The following is a 23,943-nucleotide window of genomic DNA, read 5'->3' on the forward strand; positions in this document are numbered from 1 at the left end:
GTAGGGAGCGAGTTGTCGTTCCAAAGGATTTCTGAAATTTCTTTGGTTTATTAGTATCTAAAGGTCCATCTAAGATACAGCAGACAATAGATTTTTGGTGAACATCAATGCCACAACAAATTTCAACCATAGCTTCCATGCGAAAAGCCTCCTATTTTATTATTTGAACAATCGAATAAGAGGCTGTTTTGTAATTTTATTTTCACGCTCAAGGCGTATTCGAGTTATCTCATGACTCTTATTCATCCAGTTTTAGTTACAGGCTCGGCAAAGCCCTAATAAACTTACGGATTTGTATTGCTCATCTTTATTATATACCTGAACTAATTTTCCGTCATGAGTTAGCAGGTGAAGCCTGCTTGGAGTTTTAGTTTGCTTTTAGTACAAGGCAGCGAGTCGTAGACAACTCAAAATCTCTGGGGGAGATTTTGAGCTTGCCGATACAACTTTCGAAGAAAGTTTCAAATAAGTACGGCAAGACGAGCTAACACAGTAATATTGTCTTTTAGTTTACTTTTAGTACAAGGGAGCGAGTCGTAGACAGTACTGAAGTAAGGCAAGACGAGCTAACACAGTAATAAAAGATAAACTAAAAGACTATAAAAGATAAACTAAAAGAGTGTGAAACAAATGAAAAGAACTTAGAGTATCCAAACGACTCCAAGTTCTTATCCCTTCCTTCATCAGCCAAGTAATCCTTATTTTCGAATGCAAACTTGACTAATCTAAACGACCTACCAATCCATTGAGTTTTTGATACTGCTCCTGCCTGAGATTTGAAATACTCAACATTGCTAACAAGCTAAGGAAATAGAGACTTGCCAGAAAGAGCATGACGATTGTCACAGTGGCGTTTTGTAGGATAAAACCAATCACAACAGATGAGAACCCTCCAATGGCTCGTCCAATATTCAGGATGGCATTATTAGCAAGAGAACGAACAGAATAAGGATAGAGACGCGTAATCATGGCTCCGTATCCTGCAAACATCCCATTAACAAAGAAACCAACAACCGCACCAGCTATCAAAATACTCCACTCTGTCCGTGCACAGCTAAAGAGATATACAGACAAGGCTGAAGCCACTAAAAATAAACCATAACTTTTTCTTGGTCCAATACGATCCAATAAGTTCCCAAAAACAATCATTCCTAAGCACATTCCAAGAATCGTTGTAATCATCCAAACTGAGGAACCACTCATACTAACTCCAGCTTGTTCCTGCATGATACTCGGTAACCAGTTCATCATTCCAAAGTAGCCAGCTATCTGAACCGTTGTCATCACCATTAAACATATAGTCTGGGCAGCAATTTGGGGACTTGAAAACAAATCCCAAATCTTGCCTTTCTCCTGTTTAGATTCCTTGGCTTGACTTGCATCAAAATCACTGACCTTATCCGCATCAACCGCTATCATAGACCAAAGAACAATTCCAAGGGGAAGTAAGCCACACAAAAATAGTCCTCTCCAACCAAAAATCGGGGCAATCAAACCAGCCAAAGCTGCCGAGGCTATAGAACCTATTTGCCCAACGATTCCGTTGATAGAGGACATTCTTCCCATTTGCTCTTTCGGGACCAAACCAGCCATGATAGCAATAGCCACACCATATTCTCCACCTACTCCAACACCTGCAATAAAGCGCATCCAGTAGAGGTATTCCAAATTAGGAGTGAAGAAAATAAGAGCCGTTGCTAAAGAAAAGATAGTTACGGTCCAACGAAAAATTTTAAACTTATTGTATCTATCGGCTAAAACCCCAAAAACAATACCACCGAATAACATACCAAGATTGGTAATTGTCGCAATCCAGCCCGCTTCTACTTTACTAATCGCCAATGAAGCAATAATGGATGTTAGGGAAAAGGATAAAAACATGACATTTAAGTCATCCATACCTGAAGCTATAACAGCTGATATTAATGCGTTGCGATCATTTTTTGACAACTTCATCTTTTACTCCTTTATGCGTAACTAACTTTTAAATTGGAATTCTTAATCTAAAATTTCAAATAGATGAGCCGGTAAAGATCACTCAACAAGTCTTGTAAACTAGTTGAATTTTTCGATACGGCTTAAAAAACATCATATTTTGAAATTGAATGAATAGGATTGCAGTTCTTAGGACCACGTTTCTGGATGATGGTCCCAGCTTTCCAGTAATAGACAATATGGCTTAATCTCCTCCTGTAACAAAGCTTGTTGAATCAACGATTCATAGTGTATCAAGCCTCTTTGATGAACTTATTGATTGCGTGTTTCCACGCTTTATCCTTAATATTCAACAGGTCTCCCAGATCTGTTGAATTCTCATCATCGGATTACCTCGTCAATTTTTAAATTCCGCGAGTATTCTGATTTTGAAATCAGTTAAGGATAACCTCTGCTGGTCCTCGAGAAAAATACAATTCTACCCTAACCTTTACAGATATAGTCTTTTAGTTTGCTTTTAGTACAAGGCAGCGAGTCGCAGGCAGTACTAAAGTACGGCAAGACGAGCTAACACAGTAATAAAAGATAAACTAAAAGAGTATAAAGACTCCGCTCACAAATCTCCTAGTCAATCTTCCAGACCTTTTTAGTAGACACATCTAGGTCAATAATTGACCTCGATTTATCCATAAAATCCTCCTATTCCCGTGGGTGCAAAACAATAACCTTTCTCCTTTCTATTTTTTAGATCAAAAGTGCTCAAAAAAAGTCTCTCACCAATCGTAAGCGAGAGACTCGAGAGTTTGAAGAGCTTTTCATTTCTTCATAATATTCTTTTTCCCGAACACGATTTACCCTAAATTGTCTAAAGTTTATCATATTCCGAATTTTTGTCAAGATATTTTTAAAAATATTTGTTTATTCGTACATTCGCTAGGAAAATCTCTTCCCCCAATCCTCTTTGCTGGAGGCCTCTCTTTGCGCAGCTGATCAGCTCTTGTGAGAAGGCTCGGATGGCTTCTGTTTCGTTTGCATTCAAATCCTGACGGGAAAAATCTTTACGCAATTGCGCATAATCATGCCCCATAAGCTCAAAGAATGGCGAATGGTCGAGCAAATCTTCCAAGGCTTCCAATTCCGTTAAGAGGCCAAGATGAAAGGCGGCCGGCGCAAAGGTAGCTTCCAAGGGTTGGGTACAGATGCTCCGAAATTCAACTGTGCCCCGCTTGGTCAACTCTTGGTAATGATAGGAACGATGGTTCTTAAGATCCGCCCGATCCGGCTTCAAGTTCAAGCGCTTCCCATCAAGACCATAGGCACGAATCGCATCTTTCTGGAGGTACTCTTGTAACGGAATCGGCTCAAAATAATAATAGGTTCCGTCTCTTTCTGTGTAGAAAAAAGAAGATTGGCTTTTGAAGTCAATATAATCCTCCTCTGATTCAAAATCGCTAGGATAGATTCCCACGTTCTGAGGAATCAAGCCGTGCATCGAATCTTCCCAAAGGTAATCACGTGCCAAAGCACAGTTTTTGAGTGGCTCAAAAGAGGAATTGGCAAATAAGTAAGCCTTGGCAGCCTCAATCTTATTAAACGCATTTAGAACCCGTAAAAACCGGCTTCTACTAACATCAAACTGAACCTGACTTCCACAAATATAGGCTGCATAATCTAGATAAGGATGAAGCTCTACATGATTCGCTCCCAAAGCCAGATAATCCATCAACATCTGGTAACGCCCTGTAGCCACTGGTCGATTATCATTCACAGCCCAATTAGGGTTTATCCCTGAACCGAGAAGTTGGTGGTCGTATTGAAGAAGGAAAGACTGAATAGCCTCGAGGTAGGTCTGAAAACGATCCGCAACTTCAAATATATTCTCAGCCTTTGCAAAGGCAAATTCCAAGGTATTGTAGCTGACTTCAAACAGAAGCACATCTCCATTTGCAGCGACAATCTCAATCGGCTGATCTTGTTCATCAACTTTCACAACCGTAAACGCTAAGGTTTGAACAAGATGATGAAGCAAAGCGATCGAAAGGGAATGATCGGTTGCTTTCCCATCTACATGAACAATTGGAAATTCTAATTCAATCCCAATGAAAAGTTCTGGATTTTCTTTGAGTTTCGAAAGATAGTTTTCATGAAAAAAATGATGCATAGGCTGTCCTCTTTTCACTTATTCTAACCAGTATACCAAATTTTTCCTGCTAAAAAACAAAAACGCCTGCTTACGCCATGGTTCTTTTTAAGAGCCATTGCGTAAACAAGCGTCAACCACCATTATGATGAGTGTTAGCACCAGGATTACTCCTGGTGCTAGACCAGAGCTAGACTAAGAGTCAAAAGACTCCATCATCATAACACTCAACAAAATTGATGATTTTAAACGAGTTCGATAATCGCCATTGGAGCTGCGTCACCACGACGTGGTTCAGTCTTCAAGATACGAGTGTATCCACCGTTACGATCAGCATAGCGTGGAGCGATGTCTGAGAACAATTTTTGAAGTGCAGTAGTTGTAACGATTTTATCATTTTCAGCATCGTATACTTCACTTGCAATTTCGTTACGTACGAAAGCAGCCGCTTGACGACGTGCGTGCAAATCACCACGTTTACCAAGGGTAATCATTTTTTCAACTGTTTTACGAATTTCTTTTGCACGAGCTTCTGTAGTTACGATTGATTCGTTAATGAGCAAATCAGTTGTAAGGTCACGAAGCATCGCTTTACGTTGTGAACTTGTGCGTCCTAATTTACGGTAAGCCATTATTTCCTCCTCTATTTCTCTTTTAGACCAAGACCAAGATCATGAAGTTTGAATTTCACTTCTTCAAGACTCTTACGGCCAAGGTTTCTCACTTTCATCATTTCGGCTTCAGTTTTCTCTGTCAAATCATATACTGTATTGATGCCTGCACGTTTCAAACAGTTGTATGAACGAACAGATAGATCCAATTCTTCGATTGTGCGTTCCAATACGCGATCATCAGAAGTTGAATCTGCTTCTTTCATCACTTCTGTTGCTTTTGCAACTTCAGTAAGATCAGTAAATAGATTCAAGTGCTCATTCAAAATGCGAGCAGACAAACCGAGAGCATCCTCTGGAATAATTGTTCCATTGGTCATGATTTCGAGTGTTAATTTGTCAAAACCATCATTGCTACCCACACGTGCAGGTTCAACTTGGTAATTGACTTTTTTCACTGGTGTGTAGATTGCATCTACCGCCAATGTACCAACCGGTGCATTATCCAACTTATTCTCATCAGCTGGAACATATCCACGACCAGTATGAACAGTCATACGAGCCTTGAAGGTTGCTCCTTCACCAATGGTAAAGAGGTAATGATCTGGGTTGACAATTTCGATATCACTGTCTGTCAAAATATCGCCAGCTGTAATGGTAGCAGGCCCTTTAACATCCAATTCAATCATCTTTTCGTCTTGGACGAATGATTTTACAGCAATTCCTTTGACGTTGAGGATAATTTGCATCACATCCTCACGGACACCTGGAACTGTATCAAATTCGTGCAATACACCTTCAATATTGATAGATGTTACTGCTGCTCCTGGAAGGGAGGCCAATAAGACACGACGAAGGGAGTTCCCAAGTGTTGTTCCGTAACCACGTTCAAGCGGCTCAACAACAAACATGCCGTAATCACTATTTTCATCAATTTTTGTTATTTTTGGTTTTTCAAACTCAATCATTTTATACTCCCTCTTAAAACGAAAAGCTGTGTAAATTTAAAATCAATTATACACGACGACGTTTTGGAGGACGGGCACCATTGTGAGGCACTGGAGTAACATCACGAATTGCAGTTACTTCAAGACCTGCAGCAGCAAGTGCACGGATAGCAGATTCACGACCTGAACCAGGACCTTTAACTGTAACTTCTACAGATTTAAGACCATGTTCTTGAGCAGATTTAGCAGCTGCTTCTGATGCCATTTGCGCAGCAAATGGAGTAGATTTACGAGAACCTTTGAAACCAAGTGCACCAGCTGATGACCAAGCAATTGCGTTTCCGTGTACATCGGTAATCATAACGATAGTGTTATTGAATGTTGCGTGGATGTGAGCAATACCAGATTCGATATTCTTCTTCGCACGACGTTTACGTGTTGGTTTAGCCAAGACTGTTTACCTCCTATATTATTTTTTCTTACCTGCAATCGCAACAGCTTTACCTTTGCGAGTACGAGCATTGTTTTTTGTGTTTTGTCCACGGACAGGAAGTCCACGACGATGACGGATACCACGGTAAGAACCGATTTCCATCAAGCGTTTGATGTTCAAGTTCACTTCACGACGAAGGTCACCTTCAACTTTGATTGTATCAACTTCGCGACGGATAGCGTCTTCTTGATCTGGTGTAAGATCTTTCACGCGGATGTCTTCAGAAACACCTGCAGCAGCAAGAATCTTCTTAGCAGTTGGAAGTCCGATACCGTAAACATAAGTAAGTGATACAACTACACGTTTATCATTTGGAATGTCAACTCCAGCAATACGAGCCATGTTTTCTCCTTTCTAGTAACTTATTTTAACCTTGGCGTTGTTTGTGTTTTGGATTTGCAGGGCAAATAACCATAACACGACCATTACGACGAATAACTTTACAGTATTCGCAAATTGGCTTAACTGATGGTCTTACTTTCATTTCTTAATCCTCCAATTTTTTCCTTTATTTAAAGCGGTAGGTGATCCGTCCACGAGTCAAATCGTATGGGCTCATCTCGACTGTCACACGGTCTCCCGCTAAAATACGAATATAATTTTTACGAATTTTACCAGAAACTGTTGCTAAAATCTGATGTCCATTTTCAAGTTCAACCGTAAACATTGCGTTTGGCATGGTATCGACTACCTTACCTTCAACTTCAATCACATCGTCTTTTGCCACGCAAAAGTACCTCCCTAAATTTCGATTTATGTCCTCTGGGTATAGAGGGACAAGATAAGTCAGAACCTAACTAGTGTACCACTAAGACTGTTTTAATGCAAGATACAAAGTGTAGATTATTTGATTTTTTCTAATGCAGCTTGGATATCTGCAAATACTTTGTCAATTTCTTGATCTCCTTGGATATCAAAGACCAAGCCTTTAGCAGCATAGTGTTCAAGAATTGGCTGACCTTGAGCAATATTGACGTCCAAACGTGTTTTGATAGCTTCTGGCTTATCATCTTCACGTTGGTAAAAGTCATGGCCACCACAGTTGTCACAAGTTCCTTCAACTTTTGTTGGGTTGAAAATCTTGTGATAGGTTGCTCCACAATTTCGACAGATGAAACGACCACTCAAACGATCTAAAAGAATGCTTGGGTCAACATCGATATTCACCACTCCATCCAATTGAATGTTTGAATCTGCCAAGGTTTGATCCAAAGCATGCGCTTGATCAATGGTACGTGGATAACCATCCAACAAGAAACCTTTTTGGCTGATATCATCTTGCAAGAGACGCTCTTTGACAATTCCGTTGGTTACTTCATCTGGCACCAATTGTCCTTGATCCATATAGGATTTTGCCAACAAGCCCATTTCCGTTTCATTGGCGATTGCCGCACGGAACATATCCCCAGTAGAAATATGAGCAAGGCCAAATTCTTCGACCATTTTAGCTGCTTGAGTCCCTTTTCCGGCACCTGGCAAGCCCATAATCAAAAGATTCATGTCTTTTCTCCTTTTTGTTTTCCACTAAATCTATCAATCTCTTGATAAACTTAGTAAAAAACAAAATAGAGAGGAATCAGCCTAGACTGATATCCTCCGAATTCTATTCTGTATCTGTATGCATAAAGCCAACGTAACGACGTTTAAGAAGATAACCTTCCAACTGCTTGATTCCATCAATGGCTGTTGAAATCAAGATCAGCAAAGAAGTTCCTCCCAAGGCTACGGCTTCGGCCAAACCGAATACGTTTTGAGCAACGATTGGGATAATAGCAACGAAACTCAAGAAGAGTGAGCCCACGAGAGCTAAGCGTCGCAAGAGTTTGGACATATAAACCTCTGTTCCCTTACCTGGGCGAACTCCTGGAATATAGGCTGAACTCTTTTGCAAGTTTTCAGCAGTTTTTTCAGGATTAATCTGCACAAAGGTATAGAAGAAGGTAAAGAGGATAATCAAAAGTGCATACAAGGCAATCCCTGACGGCATATCCGTCGACAGGAGATCTCGCACATTTCTAACCCAGGCTGCATCATTTCCGCTTAAAATCATAAATTGAACAATAGCGGCTGGTGCAGCTGTAATAGAGCTGGCGAAGATAACGGGGATAACCCCTGCTGGGTTCACCTTCAAAGGAAGGTAGGAACTAGAAGAAGCCCCCTGTACCAATTTTGTATATTGAATTGGAATTTTGTATTCAGCCTGCTGTACAAAAGTAGTGAAATAAATAATCGCTAAGACAGCTAGAGCAACCAATCCAAGGAAAATCGCTGAATTCTGTAGACGATCCGCTGGAACATTCACAAAGTAATCTTCGTAAAGTCCTGAGATAGTCCGCGGAATGGCAGAGATAATACCGGCAAAGATAATCATGGAAACCCCGTTCCCATAACCTTTGTCGGATATTTGTTCTCCCAACCAAACCACAATCATACTACCTGTTGTCAAGATACAGCCAATATAGAGATAGGTCTGCCAGTTTGGTGTAGGCACCAACTGAGCATTGGACAAGGTATTAAAACTTGCCGTAATCGCAATTGATTGTACAAAAGCTAGGACTAGGGAAATATAACGTGTGGCTTGATTGAGTTTTCGTCGTCCAACCTCACCTTGTTTTCCCCACTCTACAAACTTAGGAACAATATCCATTTGGAGTAGTTGAACAACAATGGAGGAGGTGATATAGGGAGAAACACCTAAGGCAAAAACCGAAAAGTTCTGCATGGCATTCCCCGATACCAAACTCAACATGTTAAGGAAGGACAATTGAGACAAGTCAGCAAGGACCCGGGCATTCACACCTGGAACAGTAATATGCGTTCCAACGCGGAAAACGAAAAGGATAAAGAGGGTCATCCAAATCTTGGTCCGGACCTGCTTAATTTTTAAGGAATCCCTTAAAATTTTAAAGAACATAGAGTAACCTCTCTATCGTTTCTTAGATGACCTCGATTGATCCACCTTTAGCTGTGATTGCTTCTTCAGCTGATTTAGAGAATTTAGCTGCTTTCACAGACAATTTCTTAGTCAATTCGCCGTTACCAAGGATTTTAATGCCTGATTTTTCAGCTTTCACAATTCCAGCTTCGATCAAAGCAACTGGTGTTACTTCTGCACCGTCTTCAAAGACGTTCAATTGATCAAGGTTGACAATCGCATATTCTTTACGGTTGATGTTTGTGAAACCACGTTTTGGCAAACGACGGAACAATGGAGTTTGTCCCCCTTCAAATCCTGGACGTACGCCACCACCGCTACGAGCTTTTTGACCTTTTTGTCCACGGCCTGAAGTTTTACCGTTACCGGATGAAGTACCACGACCTACACGGTTACGAACTTTACGAGAGCCTTCTGCTGGTTTCAATTCATGAAGTTTCATTCTGTTTATTTCTCCTTTTTTAGTGACCTTTGTCACGGGCTAGCGCTTTTGTAAAACGGAAACTTTTACAAAAACTCGCTTGTCTATATGGCTTGTAAGTCGCAAAGATTTTTCTTTGCGACTTAGCCATGATCTTCTTATTTAACTTCTTCTACAGTTACCAAGTGAGAGATGGTATTAACCATTCCAAGGATAGCTGGATTATCTTCTTTGATAACAGAAGAATGCAATTTGCCAAGTCCAAGGGCAACAACCGTTTTACGTTGGTTTGGCTTGCGTCCGATTGGAGACTTAGTCAAAGTAATTTTAATTTGAGCCATTTTATCCCCTTTCTTATGCCAAGTCAGATACTGAGATACCACGTAAAGCAGCAACCTCTTCAGCACGTTTTAATTGTTTCAATCCTTCAACAGTTGCACGAACGATGTTGATTGGAGTGTTTGAACCAAGTGATTTAGATGTAATATCTGCAACACCTGCCAATTCGATGACGGCACGAACAGCACCACCAGCGGCAACTCCAGCCCCTTCAACAGCTGGTTTCAACAATACACGAGCTCCACCAAATTCTGATGTGATTTCGTGAGGGATTGTTGTACCAACCATAGGAACTTCAATCAAGTTCTTCTTAGCATCTTCGATAGCCTTACGGATTGCTTCTGGAACTTCTTGAGCTTTACCAGTACCAAATCCAACACGGCCATTGCGGTCACCAACAACTACAAGAGCCGCGAAACGTAGACGACGTCCACCTTTAACAACTTTTGTAACACGGTTGATGGCAACTACGCGTTCTTCAAGTTCAACTGCATTGTCTTTAAATGCCATTTTTCAGTGTCCTCCCTATTAGAATTTCAATCCGTTTTCACGAGCTGCATCAGCCAACGCTTTAACACGTCCGTGATATAGATATCCACCGCGGTCGAACACCACTTCAGAAATACCTTTAGCAACTGCACGTTCAGCAACAAGTTTACCTACAACGGCAGCTTGTTCTGTTTTTGTACCTTTTGAAACGTCTTTGTCAAGAGTTGAAGCGCTTGCGAGCGTTACACCCGCTACGTCATCAATTACTTGAGCGTAGATGCCTGTATTAGAACGGAATACGTTCAAACGTGGGCGATCAGCAGTTCCAGAGAGTTTTCCGCGAACACGACGATGGCGTTTTTGGCGGAGTTTGTTTTTATCTGGTTTCGAAATCACAATTTTCACCTCTTATGTTTTTGTTTGTGCTAAGCACAGAGTTGGTAAATGCGTGGACTTGCAAGCAAGTCCCAGCCATTATTTACCAGTTTTACCTTCTTTACGACGTACGTATTCTCCAACGTAACGGATACCTTTACCTTTGTAAGGCTCAGGAGTACGAAGGCTACGGATGTAAGCAGCAGTTTGGCCAACTACTTCTTTGTTGATACCTGAAACAACGATTGTTGTTGGGTTTGGCAACTCAAAAGTAATTCCAGCTGGAGCTTCAACCTCATCTGGATGAGATTTACCAACTGCAAGAACCAATTTGCTTCCTTGAAGTTGTGCACGGTATCCAACCCCACGCATTTCAAGTTCTTTCTTGAATCCTTCTGATACACCAACAACCATGTTGTTCAAAAGGGCGCGTGTAGTTCCGTGGATTGTTTTCATTTCTTTAGAATCGTTTGGACGGTGAAGCGTTACTTCAGTACCTTCCACACGAATTTCGATGTCCTTAGCAAATTCACGAGTCAATTCACCTTTAGGACCTTTTACAGTAACCTCATTGTTATCTGCAATGTTCAATTCAACACCTGCAGGCAATACGATTACTTTATTACCAATACGTGACATGTTTATCTCCTGTTAAATTATCGAGCCGCAGAGCGACTAGTTTTCACGGGAGCCCATCATTGATGAGCTGAGTTTTACACTCTTAAATTTTAGCTTCAAGTTCAAAATGGGCCAAGGCAGAGCTACGCAGGCCATACTAAAGTATGTCAAGGAGCTCTAACACAGGCACATGAAGAAATTGAAGTCTAAAATTTTACCAAACGTAGGCAATTACCTCACCACCAACATTCTTTTGGCGTGCTTCTTTATCAGTCAGCAAACCTTCAGAAGTTGATACGATCGCGATTCCAAGTCCGTTCAAGACTTTTGGAAGATCTTCGCTCTTCTTGTAAACACGAAGACCTGGTTTTGAAACACGTTTCAAGTTTGTGATAACTTTTTCACCGTTTGGTCCGTATTTCAAGAATACGCGAACGATACCTTGTTTGTCATCTTCAATCACTTCAACGTTTTTAACAAAACCTTCACGTTTAAGGATTTCAGCAATACCTTTTTTGATGTTTGATGCAGGTACTTCAAGTACTTCGTGGTTAGCTTGGTTAGCGTTACGAATACGTGTCAAAAAGTCTGCAATTGGGTCAGTCATAACCATTTTTTGATTTCTCCTCTTACTAGTAGTTTGAGCAAGTCACTTGCTAGTTAATGAATAGGCATTCGCCTAGGTCTCACCAAATTCTGGTGACGAAAGTTTGAGCACGGACTAAAATGAGCCCATTCTCAAAGCTTGAATCGAGTTCGAGCTACAGCCTTACGATTTTTCGAGTTAATTCCTGCCGTTTCCTAATTTCTAGCGGCAGGGCTGAAAGTGTCTCCCAGACACTTTCACTCCCTATTTTCGCTGAGGCTGCTTAACGGTCTCACATCTTAAATTTGAGCACGGACTAAAATAAATCCCTTCTCAAAATTTAACTTTAAAATTGAGTTCGAGCTACAGCCTTGGGCGAAAAAGATAAATCTTCCTAGAAGCTAAAGCTTCTTCGTCAGATTTCCTATTTTCGCTGAGGCTGCTTAACGCTCTCACATCTTATTTTACCAAGAAGCTTTTGTTACGCCTGGGATTTGCCCTTTGTAAGCAAGTTCACGGAAGCAAACACGGCAAAGCTTAAATTTGCGGTAAACTGAGTGTGGACGTCCACAACGTTCGCAACGAGTGTAAGCTTGTGTAGAGAACTTTGCAGGACGCTTATTTTTAGCGATCATTGATTTTTTAGCCAATTTAAGTTCCTCCTGAATTATTTAGCGAAAGGCATTCCAAGTCCAGCAAGCAATTCGCGAGACTCTTCATCTGTATTCGCTGTCGTTACGATAACGATATCCATACCGCGTGTTTTATCGACGTCGTCAAAGCTGATCTCAGGGAAGATCAATTGCTCTTTCACACCAAGTGTGTAGTTCCCACGTCCGTCGAATGATTTAGTTGGAACACCTTGGAAGTCACGCACACGTGGAAGTGATACAGAAACCAATTTGTCCAAGAAATCGTACATACGTTCACCACGAAGGGTTACTTTCGCACCGATCGCTACACCTTCACGAAGACGGAAGCCGGCGATAGATTTCTTCGCTTTAGTGATCAATGGTTTTTGACCAGAGATAAGTGCAAGCTCTTCTGCAGCCTTTTCAAGGTTTTTAGCATTTGAAACAGCATCACCAACACCCATGTTCAAAACGATTTTATCTACTTTTGGAACTGCCATTACAGAAGAGTAGTTGAACTTCTCTGACAAAGCAGGGACTACTTCATTAAGATATTTTTCTTTCAAACGATTAGCCATGTTTCTTCTCCTTTCCTTCGTGATTAATCAAGCACTTCGCCTGATTTTTTGTTGTAACGAACTTTTTTGCCGTCTACAAATTTGTAGCCAACACGTCCAGCAACACCATTTTTATCCAATACTTGTACGTTAGATACATGGATTGGAGCTTCCACTTCAACGATACCACCTTGAGGAAGTTCGTTGTTTGGACGTTGGTGTTTCTTAACGATGTTGACACCTTCAACGATGACTTTGTTAACTTTTGGAAGAGCAGTAAGGACAACTGCTTCTACACCTTTGTCTTTACCTGCGATTACTTTAACTTTATCGCCTTTTTTTACAAACATTCTTTTCTCCTTAAATTCTTACGCCCATAGGGGCACCCTGAAAGAAAGCTTTCAGGGGACTATCGTTTGTGTGTTTCTTACAATACCTCTGGTGCTAGAGAAACGATCTTCATAAAGCCACCTTCACGCAATTCACGTGCAACCGGGCCAAAGATACGTGTTCCACGAGGTGTTTTGTCATCACGAATGATAACTGCAGCGTTCTCATCAAATTTGATGTAAGAACCGTCTGCACGACGGGCACCTGTCTTAGTACGAACGATAACGGCTTTCACAACGTCACCTTTTTTAACCGCACCACCAGGAGTCGCTTGTTTTACAGAAGCTACGATAACATCACCGATGTTAGCGAATTTACGTCCTGAACCACCAAGAACCTTGATTGTCAAGATTTCGCGGGCACCTGAGTTATCAGCAACTTTCAAACGAGTTTCTGTTTGAATCATTTACCTTTTCTCCTTTTCGGTTCGATTAGATGATAACCGCTTCTTCAACAACTTCTACAAGACGGAAGCGTTTTGTAGCTGAAAGCGGACGAGTTTCCATGATACGAACGATATCGCCTTCTTTAGCAACATTGTTTTCATCATGAGCCTTGTACTTTTTAGAGTAGTTAATACGTTTACCATAGACTGGGTGGTTACGTTTAGTTTCAACTACAACTGTGATTGTTTTATCCATCTTGTCAGAAACTACGCGTCCAACAAGGGTCTTACGTTGATTACGTTCCATTAGTTAGATTTCTCCTTTCCCAAGTCTATTTAACTTCTGATTGAATTGTTTTGATACGAGCGATTTGTTTTTTCACTTCTTTCAAACGAGCTGTCTGTTCCAATTGACCAGTAGCCGCTTGGAAACGAAGATCAAACAATTCTTTTTTCAATTCGTTTTCACGCTTCGCAAGTTCTTCTGAAGAAAGACCACGAAGTTCTTCAACAAATTTTTTGATTTCTTCAAGTTTCATGCTTTCTCCTTACTTCTCTTCACGTTTCACAAATTTGCATTTCACTGGCAATTTGTGGCTAGCAAGACGAAGCGCTTCACGTGCAACTTCTTCAGAAACACCAGCAACTTCAAACATTACTTTACCACGTTTAACGGGTGCAACCCAACCTTCAGGTGCCCCTTTACCAGATCCCATACGAACCCCGATAGCTTTCGCAGTGTATGATTTGTGAGGGAAGATTTTGATCCAAACTTTACCACCACGTTTCATGTAACGAGTCATAGCGATACGGGCAGCTTCGATTTGGCGGTTTGTGATCCAGTGGCTAGTTGTAGCTTGAAGACCAAATTCTCCGAAGTCTACTTGTTTTCCACCTTTTGCTTCACCGCGCATTTTCCCACGAAACTCACGACGGTGTTTCACACGTTTAGGTACTAACATTGGTTATTTACCTCCCTGAGTGTTTTTACGAGCTGGAAGAACTTCACCACGGTAGATCCACACTTTAACACCAAGTTTACCGTAAGTTGTATCTGCTTCTTCCCAAGCATAGTCGATATCTGCACGCAATGTGTGAAGTGGAACAGTTCCTTCAGAGTATCCTTCGCTACGAGCGATATCAGCACCGTTCAAACGACCAGATACTTGAGTTTTGATTCCTTTAGCTCCAGCACGCATTGCACGTTGGATAGCTTGTTTTTGTGCACGACGGAAAGCAACACGTTGCTCCAATTGACGAGCAATTCCTTCACCAACAAGGTGTGCATCCAAATCAGGTTTTTTGATTTCGATGATGTTGATGTGAACTTGTTTTCCAGTCATTTTGTTCAATTTAGCACGAAGGGCATCAACGTTTGCTCCACCTTTACCGATAACCATACCTGGTTTTGCAGTGTGAAGAGAAACATTAACCTTGTTCACAGCACGTTCGATTTCGATCGTTGAAACAGCTGCGTCTGCTAATTCTGTTTGGATAAATTTGCGGATAGCAAGATCTTCATGAAGGTAATCCGCGTATTCTTTTTCAGCATACCATTTAGCATCCCAGTCACGGATGATACCGACACGCATTCCAATTGGATGTACTTTTTGACCCACGAGTTAACCTCCTTATTGTTCTGCAACTACCACAGTGATGTGGGAAGTGCGTTTGTTGATTGGTGAAGCTGAACCTTTGGCACGTGGACGGAAACGTTTCATTGTTGGTCCTTCGTTTGCGTAAGCTTCACTTACAATAAGGTTAGCTTTGTCCAAACCTAAGTTGTTTTCAGCATTAGCGATTGCAGAGTTCAAAACTTTCTCGATAATACCAGCAGCTTTGTTTGGAGTGAATTTCAAGATTGCGATTGCGTCAGCAACGTTTTTACCACGAATGTTATCAAGCACAAGACGAGATTTACGAGGTGAAACACGCACTGTACGAGCCATTGCTTTAGCTGAAGTCATTTCTGCCATGTCGTTCTCCTCTCTTATCTACGTGTTTTCTTATCGTCAGCAGCGTGACCTTTGTAAGTACGAGTTGGTGCAAATTCACCAAGTTTGTGACCTACCATGTCTTCTTGGATGTAAACTGGTACGTGTTTACGTCCATCATAAACTGCGATTGTATAACCAATGAAACTTGGGAAAATCGTTGAACGACGTGACCAAGTTTTAATGACTTTTTTCTTTTCATCATTCGCTTGAGCTTCAACTTTTTTCATCAAATGCTCATCGACGAAAGGTCCTTTTTTAAGACTACGTCCCATTTTTATTTTTTCTCCTTTAAAATACAGTACCACAGCGGCTTGGGAGCAAGAACGAGTCTTGCTTGCCCTACCGAGCTGGCGGATTCACTTGTGTTTATTATTTCTCGTTGCGACGGCGTACGATCAATTTGTTAGAACGAGCCTTCTTATTACGAGTTTTAAGTCCAAGAGCAGGTTTGCCCCATGGAGTTGATGGTGCTTTACGTCCAACTGGTGCTTTACCTTCACCACCCCCGTGTGGGTGATCGTTAGGGTTCATGACAGAACCACGAACGGTTGGGCGAACACCTTTCCAACGGTTACGTCCAGCTTTACCAAGGTTCACCAATCCATGTTGTTCGTTACCAACAACACCGACAGTTGCACGGCAAGTTGAAAGGATCATACGAACTTCGCCAGATTGAAGACGAACAAGAGTGTATTTACCTTCTTGACCCAATACTTGAGCAGATGCTCCAGCAGCACGGACCAACTCTCCACCACGTCCTGGTTTCAACTCAATGTTGTGGATCATTGTACCGACAGGAATGTTTGCAAGTGGCAAAGCATTTCCGACTTTGATATCGGCATCTGGTCCAGAAACGATGCGTTGACCTACTTCAAGACCTTTAGGAGCAATGATGTAAGCTTTCACACCGTCTGTGTAGTGTACAAGAGCGATGTTTGCTGAACGGTTTGGATCGTACTCGATTGTTTTAACAACTGCTTCAACCGCATCTTTGTTACGTTTAAAGTCGATCAAACGGTAATGACGTTTGTGTCCACCACCTTGGTGACGAACAGTGATACGACCGTTGTTGTTACGACCAGCTTTGTTTTTCAAAGGAACAAGCAAGGTTTTTTCTGGCTTGTTGGTTGTGATTTCAGCGAAATCCAAAGAGGTCATATTACGGCGACCATTTGTAGTTGGTTTATAAACTCTGATTCCCACGCTATTTCCTCCTTAGATTATTCAGCTTCAGCAGCAAACAACTCGATTGCTTTTGAATCAGCTGTAAGTGTGATGATAGCTTTCTTAGTTTTTGCAGTAAAACCGTTGTAACGTCCAACACGTTTTGCTTTAGGTTTTACAGTCACTGTGTTTACGTTTGCAACTTTAACGCCTTCAAAAGCAGCTTCAACAGCTTGCTTGATCAAGAGTTTGTGTGCACGTGTATCTACTTCAAATACGTATTTTCCTGCTTCCATTTGAGCCATTGATTTCTCAGTGATGACAGGCTTTTTAATAACGTCATACAAGTTCATTATGCAAGAACCTCCTCGATAGTTGAGATCGCTTCTTTAGTAACAAGAAGTTTGTCGCTATTCACGATATCAAGAACACTTGCAGTTGCTGCAGTTGCAACTTTTACGTTTGGAAGGTTACGAGCTGAAAGTGCAGCAAATTCATTTCCTTCTTCAAGAATCACAAGTACTTTTGAATCAATGTTAAGTGCTTTAAGAACAGCTGCAAATTCTGCAGTTTTTGGCGCTGTGAAGGAAAGACCTTCAACTGCTACAAGTTTGTCTTCAGCAACTTTCGCTGAGTAAACAGACTGAAGAGCCAAACGACGCATTTTGCGTGGAAGTTTGTAGCTGTATGAACGTGGAGTTGGTCCGAAGACAACACCACCACCACGCCATTGTGGAGAGCGGATAGAACCTTGACGAGCACGTCCAGTTCCTTTTTGGCGCCATGGTTTACGGCCACCACCAGATACTGCTGAACGGTTCTTCACTGCGTGAGTACCTTGACGAAGGCTAGCACGTTGGCTGATGATCACATCAAACACAACTGCTTCATTTGGCTCAACACCAAATACTGCATCGTTCAAGGCAAGTTCGCCAGCTTCTTTACCTGTTTGGTCGAATAATTTTACATTTGCCATTGTGACTGTTTTCCCCTTTCCTTATTATTTAGCAGCCTTCACTGCTGATTTGATAGTGATAAGAGATTTCTTAGCACCTGGTACATTACCTTTGATCAAGATAACGTTTTTCTCTGGAACAACTTGAACAATTTCAAGGTTTTGGATTGTTACACGGTCGCCACCCATACGTCCAGCCAAACGTTTGTTTTTGAAGACGCGGTTTGGATCAACTGGTCCCATTGAACCAGGACGACGGTGGTAACGAGAACCGTGAGACATAGGTCCACGTGATTGACCATGGCGTTTGATGACACCTTGGAAACCTTTACCTTTTGAAGTTCCTGTTACATCAACAACATCTCCAGCTTGGAAAGTGTCAACTGAGATTTCATCACCAACTGCCAAGCCTTCAATGTTTTTGAATTCACGAATGAAGCGCTTAGGAGCTGTGTTAGCTTTTGCTACATGGCCTTTGGCAGGTTTGTTGCTCAATACTTCACGTTTGTCATCAAAACCAACTTGAACGGCGTTGTATCCGTCTGTTTCAACTGTTTTAACTTGAAGAACAACGTTTGGAGCTGCTTCAATAACAGTAACAGGGATAAACTCACCTGATTCAGTGAAGATTTGAGTCATTCCCACTTTTTTCCCTAAGATTCCTTTTGTCATGAGAAAATGTTCCTTTTCTTTCTATTTTTTCAAAAAGTTTTTAACGAGCGTTTTTCATGCTCAAATGAAGATACCAAGGCCTCAGAGTGCAAAGCAAAAATAGGAAACCGACGATGTGTTCCAAGAACACTAGGAAGTTTATCTTTTTTGCACAGCGCTCAGGCCGGGTTCAATTATCGAAGGGAGACCCAGATCAACTCTATCTAGTTCTATTGATAGACTTACTTGGGTTCTTCGCTTTCTGATTAAAGTTTGATCTCTACGTTTACTCCACTTGGAAGGTCCAATTTCATCAAAGCGTCAACTGTTTTTTGAGTTGGGTTGATGATGTCGATCAAACGTTTGTGTGTTCGCATTTCAAATTGTTCGCGAGAATCTTTGTATTTGTGAGTCGCACGAATGATTGTGTATAGGCTACGCTCTGTTGGTAGTGGGATTGGACCCGCTACTTCAGCACCTGTACGACCAGCAGTTTCTACGATTTTAGCAGCCGCTGTGTCAAGTGTACGGTGTTCGTAAGCTTTCAAGCGAATGCGGATTTTTTTGTTTGCCATCTTTTTCTCCTTTTTCGTCTATTTAAGTAATAGGCTAGCTCCTCAAGAAAACCGACCGCCTTGCGTGGCAATGCAACCGAGCGTGTCGCAACCTCTTGTATCAAAGCTAAAACTGTGTTTTTCACAGCACTTGAATAGTCTACCACACGCGCGGAAGCATTGCAAGGGAAATGCTAAGTTTTTTTGAAAAAAATTTAAAAGGAGATTTTTTCTTATATGATAGAAGGAAGACGGAACAAAAAAAGGGAAGCCTACTCCCTCTGATTATAAATCATGGGAAGTAGGCCCCTCTTTTCTACTTATTTAGTAAAAGTCTATTCTTCACTGGACTCCCCAGAAGCTGCTGGCAAGATGAGGTTCAAGAGAACACCCACCAAGGCTGCCAAGGCAGTTCCTGAGATCACAAAGTCTGATCCAAGTTTCAAGACCGCACCACCAAGGCCTAAAACCAACATAGCACTGGCAATAACCAAGTTCCGTGATTCCATAAAGTTCACACGCGCCCGAACCAGTACTTTCAAACCGTTACTGGCAATAACCCCATAAAGCAGGATGGACATTCCTCCAAGCACGGCACTTGGAATGGTTGAAATCAAGGCTGTAAACTTAGAGAAGAAACTTAGCCCAATAGCGATGAAAGCCGCATTCCGAATGACAGATACACTGGCAATCCGAGTCAAACCAACAACTCCTGTGTTTTCACCGTATGTCGTATTAGCCGGTCCACCGATAAAGGCAGATACCGCTGTCGCCACCCCATCACCAATCAGGGTTCGATTCAAACCTGGGTTTTTCAAAAAGTTTCGACCCGTAATTTCTCCCAGAACCATATGATCTCCGACATGCTCCGCGATGGTCACAATCGCAATTGGCAAAATCGCAAAGGCTTCCGGTCCGAAATAAAACTTGTATTCTTTAAAACTTCCAATTCCTATCGTAAATGGCAAGCTAAGATCTGGCAAGGAGAACCAAGCAGCTTCTTTGACTGGTGTAAAATCTACCATTCCCAAGAGAACTGCTACGAGATAGCCTCCGACAATGGCAATCAAGAATGGAATCACCCGCAGAAAGCCACGTCCTCGGGTTTGGATGGTTACAGCAATCATAAAGCTGACTGAGGCTACCAGCATATTCTTCCAATCCCCATCCTGTACAAAACCAGCTGAAGTTACCGCTGTATTGGCCAGTCCCAACCCGATCACCATAATCATAGGCCCAATCACGATTGGTGGCAAAAGACGATCAATCCAACCTGTTCCAATTTTAGAAACAATCAAGGCGACAAACACATAAATCAAACCGACCATCATGATTCCTGTTTGGCCCGCACTGATGTCTCCCCCCATTTGCTCCTTGGCAAAAGCCATAGCTGAGATATAGGCAAATGAAGAACCTAGATACACAGGAACGCTAAATTTAGTGGACACCATATAGATCAGAGTCCCAATCCCTGAAGCTAGAAGAGCTGTTGAAATGGACATTCCTAGCAAAATTGGAACTAAGATTGTCGCCCCAAACATAGCAAAAACGTGTTGCACACTTAGCAACAACCCTTTTGCAGTGTCTGGCTTTTCATGAATATCAAATAACAAACGTTTCTCTGCCATTTTATCCCCCTTTGTGTTCTCTTATTTTGATGGCATTCTTTATACTCTTCTAGTTTATCTTTTATTACTGTGTTAGCTCGTCTTGCCGTACTTCAGTACTGTCTGCGACTCGCTGCCTTGTACTAAAAACAAACTAAAAGACTATATCAAAATAAGAAGGCGCGTTTTATTTGATTTGGCTTTAAAAAAAGCCTCATCATGAAATGAGACTCTGGCGGATTTGTATTCGATTAAATATCACACAAAACAAGTGCAGAGTTTGCACAACCCCACTCCTATTTTATATTGAATGTTCGAAAAGTCCTTAGTAGGCTCTCTGTCCTACCTTAAAAGTCTTTATTTCGAGTATTTATTTTACCAGATTTTAGGACTCTTGACAAGACCTTCGATTCGGAAAGAAAACGAAGAGCAGTAATATTATAGGTTCAGTCATTCACTTCTCCTACAACTTCAGAACTTCAATGATCCAAATCGAGCATTTCTAAAGCCCTACAAAAAAGACCGCCAGCTTTCTGGTCGGTCTCTCATTCTTTAAATGAATAAACTAAAACTTACTTTGTTGATTCTTTAGACTCATTCTACCAACCAATTTTTCTAAGCAAAAATTGGTTATAGCTTAACAGATACGGTATTAGTTCTTTATTTATATGAACATCCTTCCCAATCGTTAATTCTAGCACGTTGTTGCTTTTATCAGTCAAAATCAATTTAGTTTGGTCATCATTGACACCCAATTCATACTTTTTGTTCTTATCTTGAACTGTACCAGTAACATGGAAATCCTTTTTAAGAAGAATGACATTCCCAAGTTCATCTACAAATCTCCCCAGACGATAAAACTCATTAAACTCAACGATATGATGTAACTCAACTAATTCTACCCCAATTTTTTCTACGTCTAGATTGTGTAGATCAAAATAGGCTTTTCGAAGTTTTTTTCTTCTTTTTAATTTACCTCGTTTTTTTGTCATACTACTGCCTTTCCTATTTCACCTCTCCATCTTGTGCAGCTTCGACTGCTTGGCGGACGGTTTTTGTATAAATTTTAGCACCCTCTTGGATGGCTTCGCCGGTTCCACCGAAGTGGATGTTGTCGCTGTCTTCCCACATTTCAGGGTGGCCGAGGGAGACTTTATGCCAGTCAGCCAGGGTGATAAATGTATATTTTTGGGCGAGTTTCAGTTCATATTTCCAGGTTTCTTCTGCGGTTGCTTCGATGTATTGATCGGAGTTTCCATCGTAAGGGGTGATGAGGACAAGGCGGTGGCCTTTAGGGAGGTCCTTGACGATGCCGTCCAGTTCTTCCTTGTAATTGTCCACGATGTTCACCCCGACACCAATGACGACGGTCTGCCCCAAGATTCCAGCTCGAGCTTGGTCGTTCATAATCTCACGCGCCTGGGTTAGGTTGCGGCTGCCAGCGGCATCGATGTTGCCGTCTGGGAAGGCTTGGTTGAGTTGGGCATTGGCCCTTAGGGCTACGGAATCTCCAATCAGGGAGAGGCCGCCATCAACGGACAGGCTCTCGATTTCCTGATCTTCTTCTAGCTTCTCGATCCGTGCGGAGGGATTGACTTGATAATAGAGGCGTTCCAATCCTTGTGCAGATTGGGCCATGTTATTCCCCGCCATATCGCGGGCAAAGTTGGTCATGGCAGGCGCCTGGTAGAGGCGAACACCACTAGCCGTCACCAAGCCAACCAGTGCTATGCTCATAATGATGCGGGCTGGCTTATTGAAGTGCTGACGACCTGCCAAGATGGGTTCCATAATGTAAAAAGAAAAAGAAGCAAAGGTGTAAGAGAGAAGGACTGTGAGGAAAACCGCTTGCCAGTGAACCATTTGGTCCTTAAAGATAATGTACAGAGGCCAGTGGAAGAGATAGACCCCGTAGGAAGTGTCTGCCAAGAAAGTCAACCAGGCTGGTTCTTTAACATCTGGCAATTGATTGTGGAGCAGACGCATACTGCGAATCAGGAAGGTCGCTCCTAGGGCTGCCAAGGCAAAGCCTCCCAGGTAGGTCACAGGCTGGTCAAAGCGCAGCAGGATTAGCAGACTGGCCAGAATACCCACACCGACCAAGCTTCCCAGCACAATTCCCAGCCAGTTGGAATGCTTCAAGCGCTTTTCAAAGGACAGAGACAGCGAGGAGACACCAGTCGTCGCCGCTAATAAACTTCCAAAAAAGAAAGGAAAAAGATGACTGAGGCTGGCAAAATAAAGCATAGACGGACTCGCTCCGGCTAAAAGTCCCAAGACCATGGTTCCATAAGAAAGAACCAAAAGAGGAATGGACAAGGTTATGATGCTGCCTCTAAACTGATAGGCATTGCGAGAACGCTTGGCAAGGCGATAGAGGAGGAAGGACCAGAGCAGGTAGAAATGGACCTCCACCGCCAAACTCCAATTGTGAACAAAGAGATGGGGGATAAACTGATCCTCGTAATTCCCACCTGTCAGCATCTCATAAAGGTTGGTCACATAACCCAAGACCCCCGCCACCTGTGTCGGCAAGTCCGTGATGTACTCCAAACGAACCAACCAAGACAGAGGAATCGTCATCAAAAGCATCAGAACCACCGGAGGTACAATCCGATACAAACGCCGCCGCAGGAAGGATTTCATGTTTACCTGACCCGTGCGATCCACCTCGTCAATTATGAGGGCGGTAATCAGAAAACCTGAAAAGGTGAAAAAGACATCCACCCCAATAAAGCCACCCGGAAAATACTTGGGGTAAAAATGGTAGAGCAAGACCCACAAAAGCCCCAAGACCCGAACGCAAGAAAACCAGCGTATCCGCATAAAAACTCCTAACTGAACTTTTCCTATTTTTTAATATTATACCGTAAATGCGGTTACATTCCAAATAGAGTGGGAAAACTGGGGAGCTAGACCTTATTTTCTCTTTTCGTTTATCTTTTATTGCTGTGTTAACTCGTCTTGCTGTATTTCTTTGATACTTTCCTCAAAAGTTGTATCAGCAAACTCAAAATCTACCCAGTGATTTTGACCAGTCTACGACTCGCTGCCTTGTACTAAAAGACTATCGTCCATAAAAAGAAAAATTCTTCCACACTCACAGCTCCAGTTGAGGCAACAAAATTGGACTACTCCAATCCTTCCATAAAATGGCTAAGA

The 23,943-nt window shown here is 42.0% G+C and carries 34 protein-coding genes; all 34 read right to left on the reverse strand.

What is annotated here, in order from left to right:
- Positions 1-720: 720 nt before the first annotated feature.
- Positions 721-1,956: an MFS transporter gene (locus JEQ21_RS04845; protein WP_199364347.1), complete on the reverse strand. Its 1,236-nt coding sequence runs from the start codon at positions 1,954-1,956 to the stop codon at positions 721-723.
- An 883-nt stretch (positions 1,957-2,839) separates the two neighbouring features.
- The gene (locus JEQ21_RS04850) at positions 2,840-4,096 is read right to left on the reverse strand and encodes a gamma-glutamylcysteine synthetase (protein ID WP_199364348.1); all 1,257 of its coding nucleotides are present in this window, start codon (positions 4,094-4,096) and stop codon (positions 2,840-2,842) included.
- A gap of 224 nt (positions 4,097-4,320) precedes the next feature.
- Positions 4,321-4,707 (reverse strand): 50S ribosomal protein L17, encoded by a 387-nt coding sequence (gene rplQ / locus JEQ21_RS04855; protein ID WP_160332874.1) that lies wholly within the window; start codon positions 4,705-4,707, stop codon positions 4,321-4,323.
- Between the two features lie 11 nt (positions 4,708-4,718).
- A complete protein-coding gene (locus tag JEQ21_RS04860) occupies positions 4,719-5,654 on the reverse strand; it encodes a DNA-directed RNA polymerase subunit alpha (RefSeq protein ID WP_196091752.1) in 936 nt (311 codons plus the stop codon).
- 46 nt (positions 5,655-5,700) lie between these two features.
- On the reverse strand, positions 5,701-6,084 hold the full coding sequence (gene rpsK, locus JEQ21_RS04865) for a 30S ribosomal protein S11 (RefSeq protein ID WP_135036512.1): 384 nt from the start codon (positions 6,082-6,084) through the stop codon (positions 5,701-5,703).
- Positions 6,085-6,102: 18 nt separating this feature from the next.
- On the reverse strand, positions 6,103-6,468 hold the full coding sequence (rpsM, locus tag JEQ21_RS04870) for a 30S ribosomal protein S13 (protein WP_196091751.1): 366 nt from the start codon (positions 6,466-6,468) through the stop codon (positions 6,103-6,105).
- A 25-nt stretch (positions 6,469-6,493) separates the two neighbouring features.
- Positions 6,494-6,610 carry a 50S ribosomal protein L36 gene (gene rpmJ, locus JEQ21_RS04875; RefSeq protein ID WP_001808836.1) on the reverse strand — a complete coding sequence of 39 codons (117 nt, stop codon included), beginning with the start codon at positions 6,608-6,610 and terminating at the stop codon, positions 6,494-6,496.
- A gap of 24 nt (positions 6,611-6,634) precedes the next feature.
- Entirely contained in the window at positions 6,635-6,853 is a 219-nt protein-coding gene (infA, locus tag JEQ21_RS04880) for a translation initiation factor IF-1 (protein ID WP_001029883.1), read from the reverse strand.
- Between the two features lie 116 nt (positions 6,854-6,969).
- Positions 6,970-7,626: an adenylate kinase gene (locus JEQ21_RS04885; protein ID WP_196091750.1), complete on the reverse strand. Its 657-nt coding sequence runs from the start codon at positions 7,624-7,626 to the stop codon at positions 6,970-6,972.
- A gap of 103 nt (positions 7,627-7,729) precedes the next feature.
- On the reverse strand, positions 7,730-9,040 hold the full coding sequence (secY, locus tag JEQ21_RS04890) for a preprotein translocase subunit SecY (protein ID WP_196091749.1): 1,311 nt from the start codon (positions 9,038-9,040) through the stop codon (positions 7,730-7,732).
- A gap of 22 nt (positions 9,041-9,062) precedes the next feature.
- Complete coding sequence (rplO, locus tag JEQ21_RS04895) at positions 9,063-9,503, reverse strand: 50S ribosomal protein L15 (RefSeq protein ID WP_199364349.1); 441 nt, start codon at positions 9,501-9,503, stop codon at positions 9,063-9,065.
- A gap of 137 nt (positions 9,504-9,640) precedes the next feature.
- Positions 9,641-9,823, reverse strand: a complete 183-nt coding sequence (gene rpmD, locus JEQ21_RS04900) for a 50S ribosomal protein L30 (RefSeq protein WP_202056480.1) — start codon at positions 9,821-9,823, stop codon at positions 9,641-9,643.
- Positions 9,824-9,836: 13 nt separating this feature from the next.
- Positions 9,837-10,331, reverse strand: a complete 495-nt coding sequence (gene rpsE, locus JEQ21_RS04905; RefSeq protein ID WP_135036530.1) for a 30S ribosomal protein S5 — start codon at positions 10,329-10,331, stop codon at positions 9,837-9,839.
- 18 nt (positions 10,332-10,349) lie between these two features.
- The gene (gene rplR / locus JEQ21_RS04910; protein ID WP_135036533.1) at positions 10,350-10,706 is read right to left on the reverse strand and encodes a 50S ribosomal protein L18; all 357 of its coding nucleotides are present in this window, start codon (positions 10,704-10,706) and stop codon (positions 10,350-10,352) included.
- Positions 10,707-10,784: 78 nt separating this feature from the next.
- Positions 10,785-11,324, reverse strand: a complete 540-nt coding sequence (rplF, locus tag JEQ21_RS04915) for a 50S ribosomal protein L6 (RefSeq protein ID WP_199364350.1) — start codon at positions 11,322-11,324, stop codon at positions 10,785-10,787.
- A gap of 193 nt (positions 11,325-11,517) precedes the next feature.
- Entirely contained in the window at positions 11,518-11,916 is a 399-nt protein-coding gene (gene rpsH / locus JEQ21_RS04920; protein ID WP_199364352.1) for a 30S ribosomal protein S8, read from the reverse strand.
- Positions 11,917-12,353: 437 nt separating this feature from the next.
- Positions 12,354-12,539 (reverse strand): type Z 30S ribosomal protein S14, encoded by a 186-nt coding sequence (locus JEQ21_RS04925; RefSeq protein WP_001085699.1) that lies wholly within the window; start codon positions 12,537-12,539, stop codon positions 12,354-12,356.
- Positions 12,540-12,556: 17 nt separating this feature from the next.
- Positions 12,557-13,099, reverse strand: a complete 543-nt coding sequence (rplE, locus tag JEQ21_RS04930) for a 50S ribosomal protein L5 (protein WP_135036539.1) — start codon at positions 13,097-13,099, stop codon at positions 12,557-12,559.
- A gap of 23 nt (positions 13,100-13,122) precedes the next feature.
- The gene (gene rplX / locus JEQ21_RS04935) at positions 13,123-13,428 is read right to left on the reverse strand and encodes a 50S ribosomal protein L24 (RefSeq protein ID WP_196091745.1); all 306 of its coding nucleotides are present in this window, start codon (positions 13,426-13,428) and stop codon (positions 13,123-13,125) included.
- Positions 13,429-13,505: 77 nt separating this feature from the next.
- On the reverse strand, positions 13,506-13,874 hold the full coding sequence (gene rplN / locus JEQ21_RS04940) for a 50S ribosomal protein L14 (protein WP_135036544.1): 369 nt from the start codon (positions 13,872-13,874) through the stop codon (positions 13,506-13,508).
- Between the two features lie 25 nt (positions 13,875-13,899).
- Positions 13,900-14,160 carry a 30S ribosomal protein S17 gene (gene rpsQ / locus JEQ21_RS04945; RefSeq protein WP_002885836.1) on the reverse strand — a complete coding sequence of 87 codons (261 nt, stop codon included), beginning with the start codon at positions 14,158-14,160 and terminating at the stop codon, positions 13,900-13,902.
- Between the two features lie 25 nt (positions 14,161-14,185).
- Entirely contained in the window at positions 14,186-14,392 is a 207-nt protein-coding gene (gene rpmC / locus JEQ21_RS04950) for a 50S ribosomal protein L29 (protein WP_135036547.1), read from the reverse strand.
- 9 nt (positions 14,393-14,401) lie between these two features.
- Entirely contained in the window at positions 14,402-14,815 is a 414-nt protein-coding gene (rplP, locus tag JEQ21_RS04955; RefSeq protein WP_135036550.1) for a 50S ribosomal protein L16, read from the reverse strand.
- A 3-nt stretch (positions 14,816-14,818) separates the two neighbouring features.
- Positions 14,819-15,472 carry a 30S ribosomal protein S3 gene (gene rpsC, locus JEQ21_RS04960; RefSeq protein WP_196091743.1) on the reverse strand — a complete coding sequence of 218 codons (654 nt, stop codon included), beginning with the start codon at positions 15,470-15,472 and terminating at the stop codon, positions 14,819-14,821.
- Positions 15,473-15,484: 12 nt separating this feature from the next.
- Positions 15,485-15,829, reverse strand: a complete 345-nt coding sequence (gene rplV, locus JEQ21_RS04965) for a 50S ribosomal protein L22 (protein ID WP_135036556.1) — start codon at positions 15,827-15,829, stop codon at positions 15,485-15,487.
- A gap of 14 nt (positions 15,830-15,843) precedes the next feature.
- Positions 15,844-16,122: a 30S ribosomal protein S19 gene (rpsS, locus tag JEQ21_RS04970; protein ID WP_000533765.1), complete on the reverse strand. Its 279-nt coding sequence runs from the start codon at positions 16,120-16,122 to the stop codon at positions 15,844-15,846.
- A 97-nt stretch (positions 16,123-16,219) separates the two neighbouring features.
- Complete coding sequence (rplB, locus tag JEQ21_RS04975) at positions 16,220-17,053, reverse strand: 50S ribosomal protein L2 (protein WP_196091742.1); 834 nt, start codon at positions 17,051-17,053, stop codon at positions 16,220-16,222.
- A 17-nt stretch (positions 17,054-17,070) separates the two neighbouring features.
- Positions 17,071-17,367 carry a 50S ribosomal protein L23 gene (locus tag JEQ21_RS04980; protein WP_135036562.1) on the reverse strand — a complete coding sequence of 99 codons (297 nt, stop codon included), beginning with the start codon at positions 17,365-17,367 and terminating at the stop codon, positions 17,071-17,073.
- Positions 17,367-17,990, reverse strand: a complete 624-nt coding sequence (gene rplD / locus JEQ21_RS04985) for a 50S ribosomal protein L4 (protein WP_199364354.1) — start codon at positions 17,988-17,990, stop codon at positions 17,367-17,369. The genes JEQ21_RS04980 and rplD overlap by 1 nt, the downstream gene beginning before the upstream one ends.
- Before the next feature lie 24 nt (positions 17,991-18,014).
- Entirely contained in the window at positions 18,015-18,641 is a 627-nt protein-coding gene (rplC, locus tag JEQ21_RS04990) for a 50S ribosomal protein L3 (protein WP_135036568.1), read from the reverse strand.
- A gap of 245 nt (positions 18,642-18,886) precedes the next feature.
- Entirely contained in the window at positions 18,887-19,195 is a 309-nt protein-coding gene (gene rpsJ / locus JEQ21_RS04995) for a 30S ribosomal protein S10 (protein WP_135036571.1), read from the reverse strand.
- A 314-nt stretch (positions 19,196-19,509) separates the two neighbouring features.
- Entirely contained in the window at positions 19,510-20,802 is a 1,293-nt protein-coding gene (locus JEQ21_RS05000; RefSeq protein ID WP_199364356.1) for a uracil-xanthine permease family protein, read from the reverse strand.
- 578 nt (positions 20,803-21,380) lie between these two features.
- Entirely contained in the window at positions 21,381-21,773 is a 393-nt protein-coding gene (locus JEQ21_RS05005) for a hypothetical protein (RefSeq protein ID WP_199364358.1), read from the reverse strand.
- A 13-nt stretch (positions 21,774-21,786) separates the two neighbouring features.
- Positions 21,787-23,607, reverse strand: coding sequence for an acyltransferase family protein (locus JEQ21_RS05010; RefSeq protein ID WP_199364360.1), 1,821 nt, complete (start codon positions 23,605-23,607; stop codon positions 21,787-21,789).
- Between the last annotated feature and the right edge of the window lie 336 nt (positions 23,608-23,943).

The sequence above is a fragment of the Streptococcus sp. 121 genome, from assembly GCF_016458205.1.
Classification (GTDB): domain Bacteria; phylum Bacillota; class Bacilli; order Lactobacillales; family Streptococcaceae; genus Streptococcus.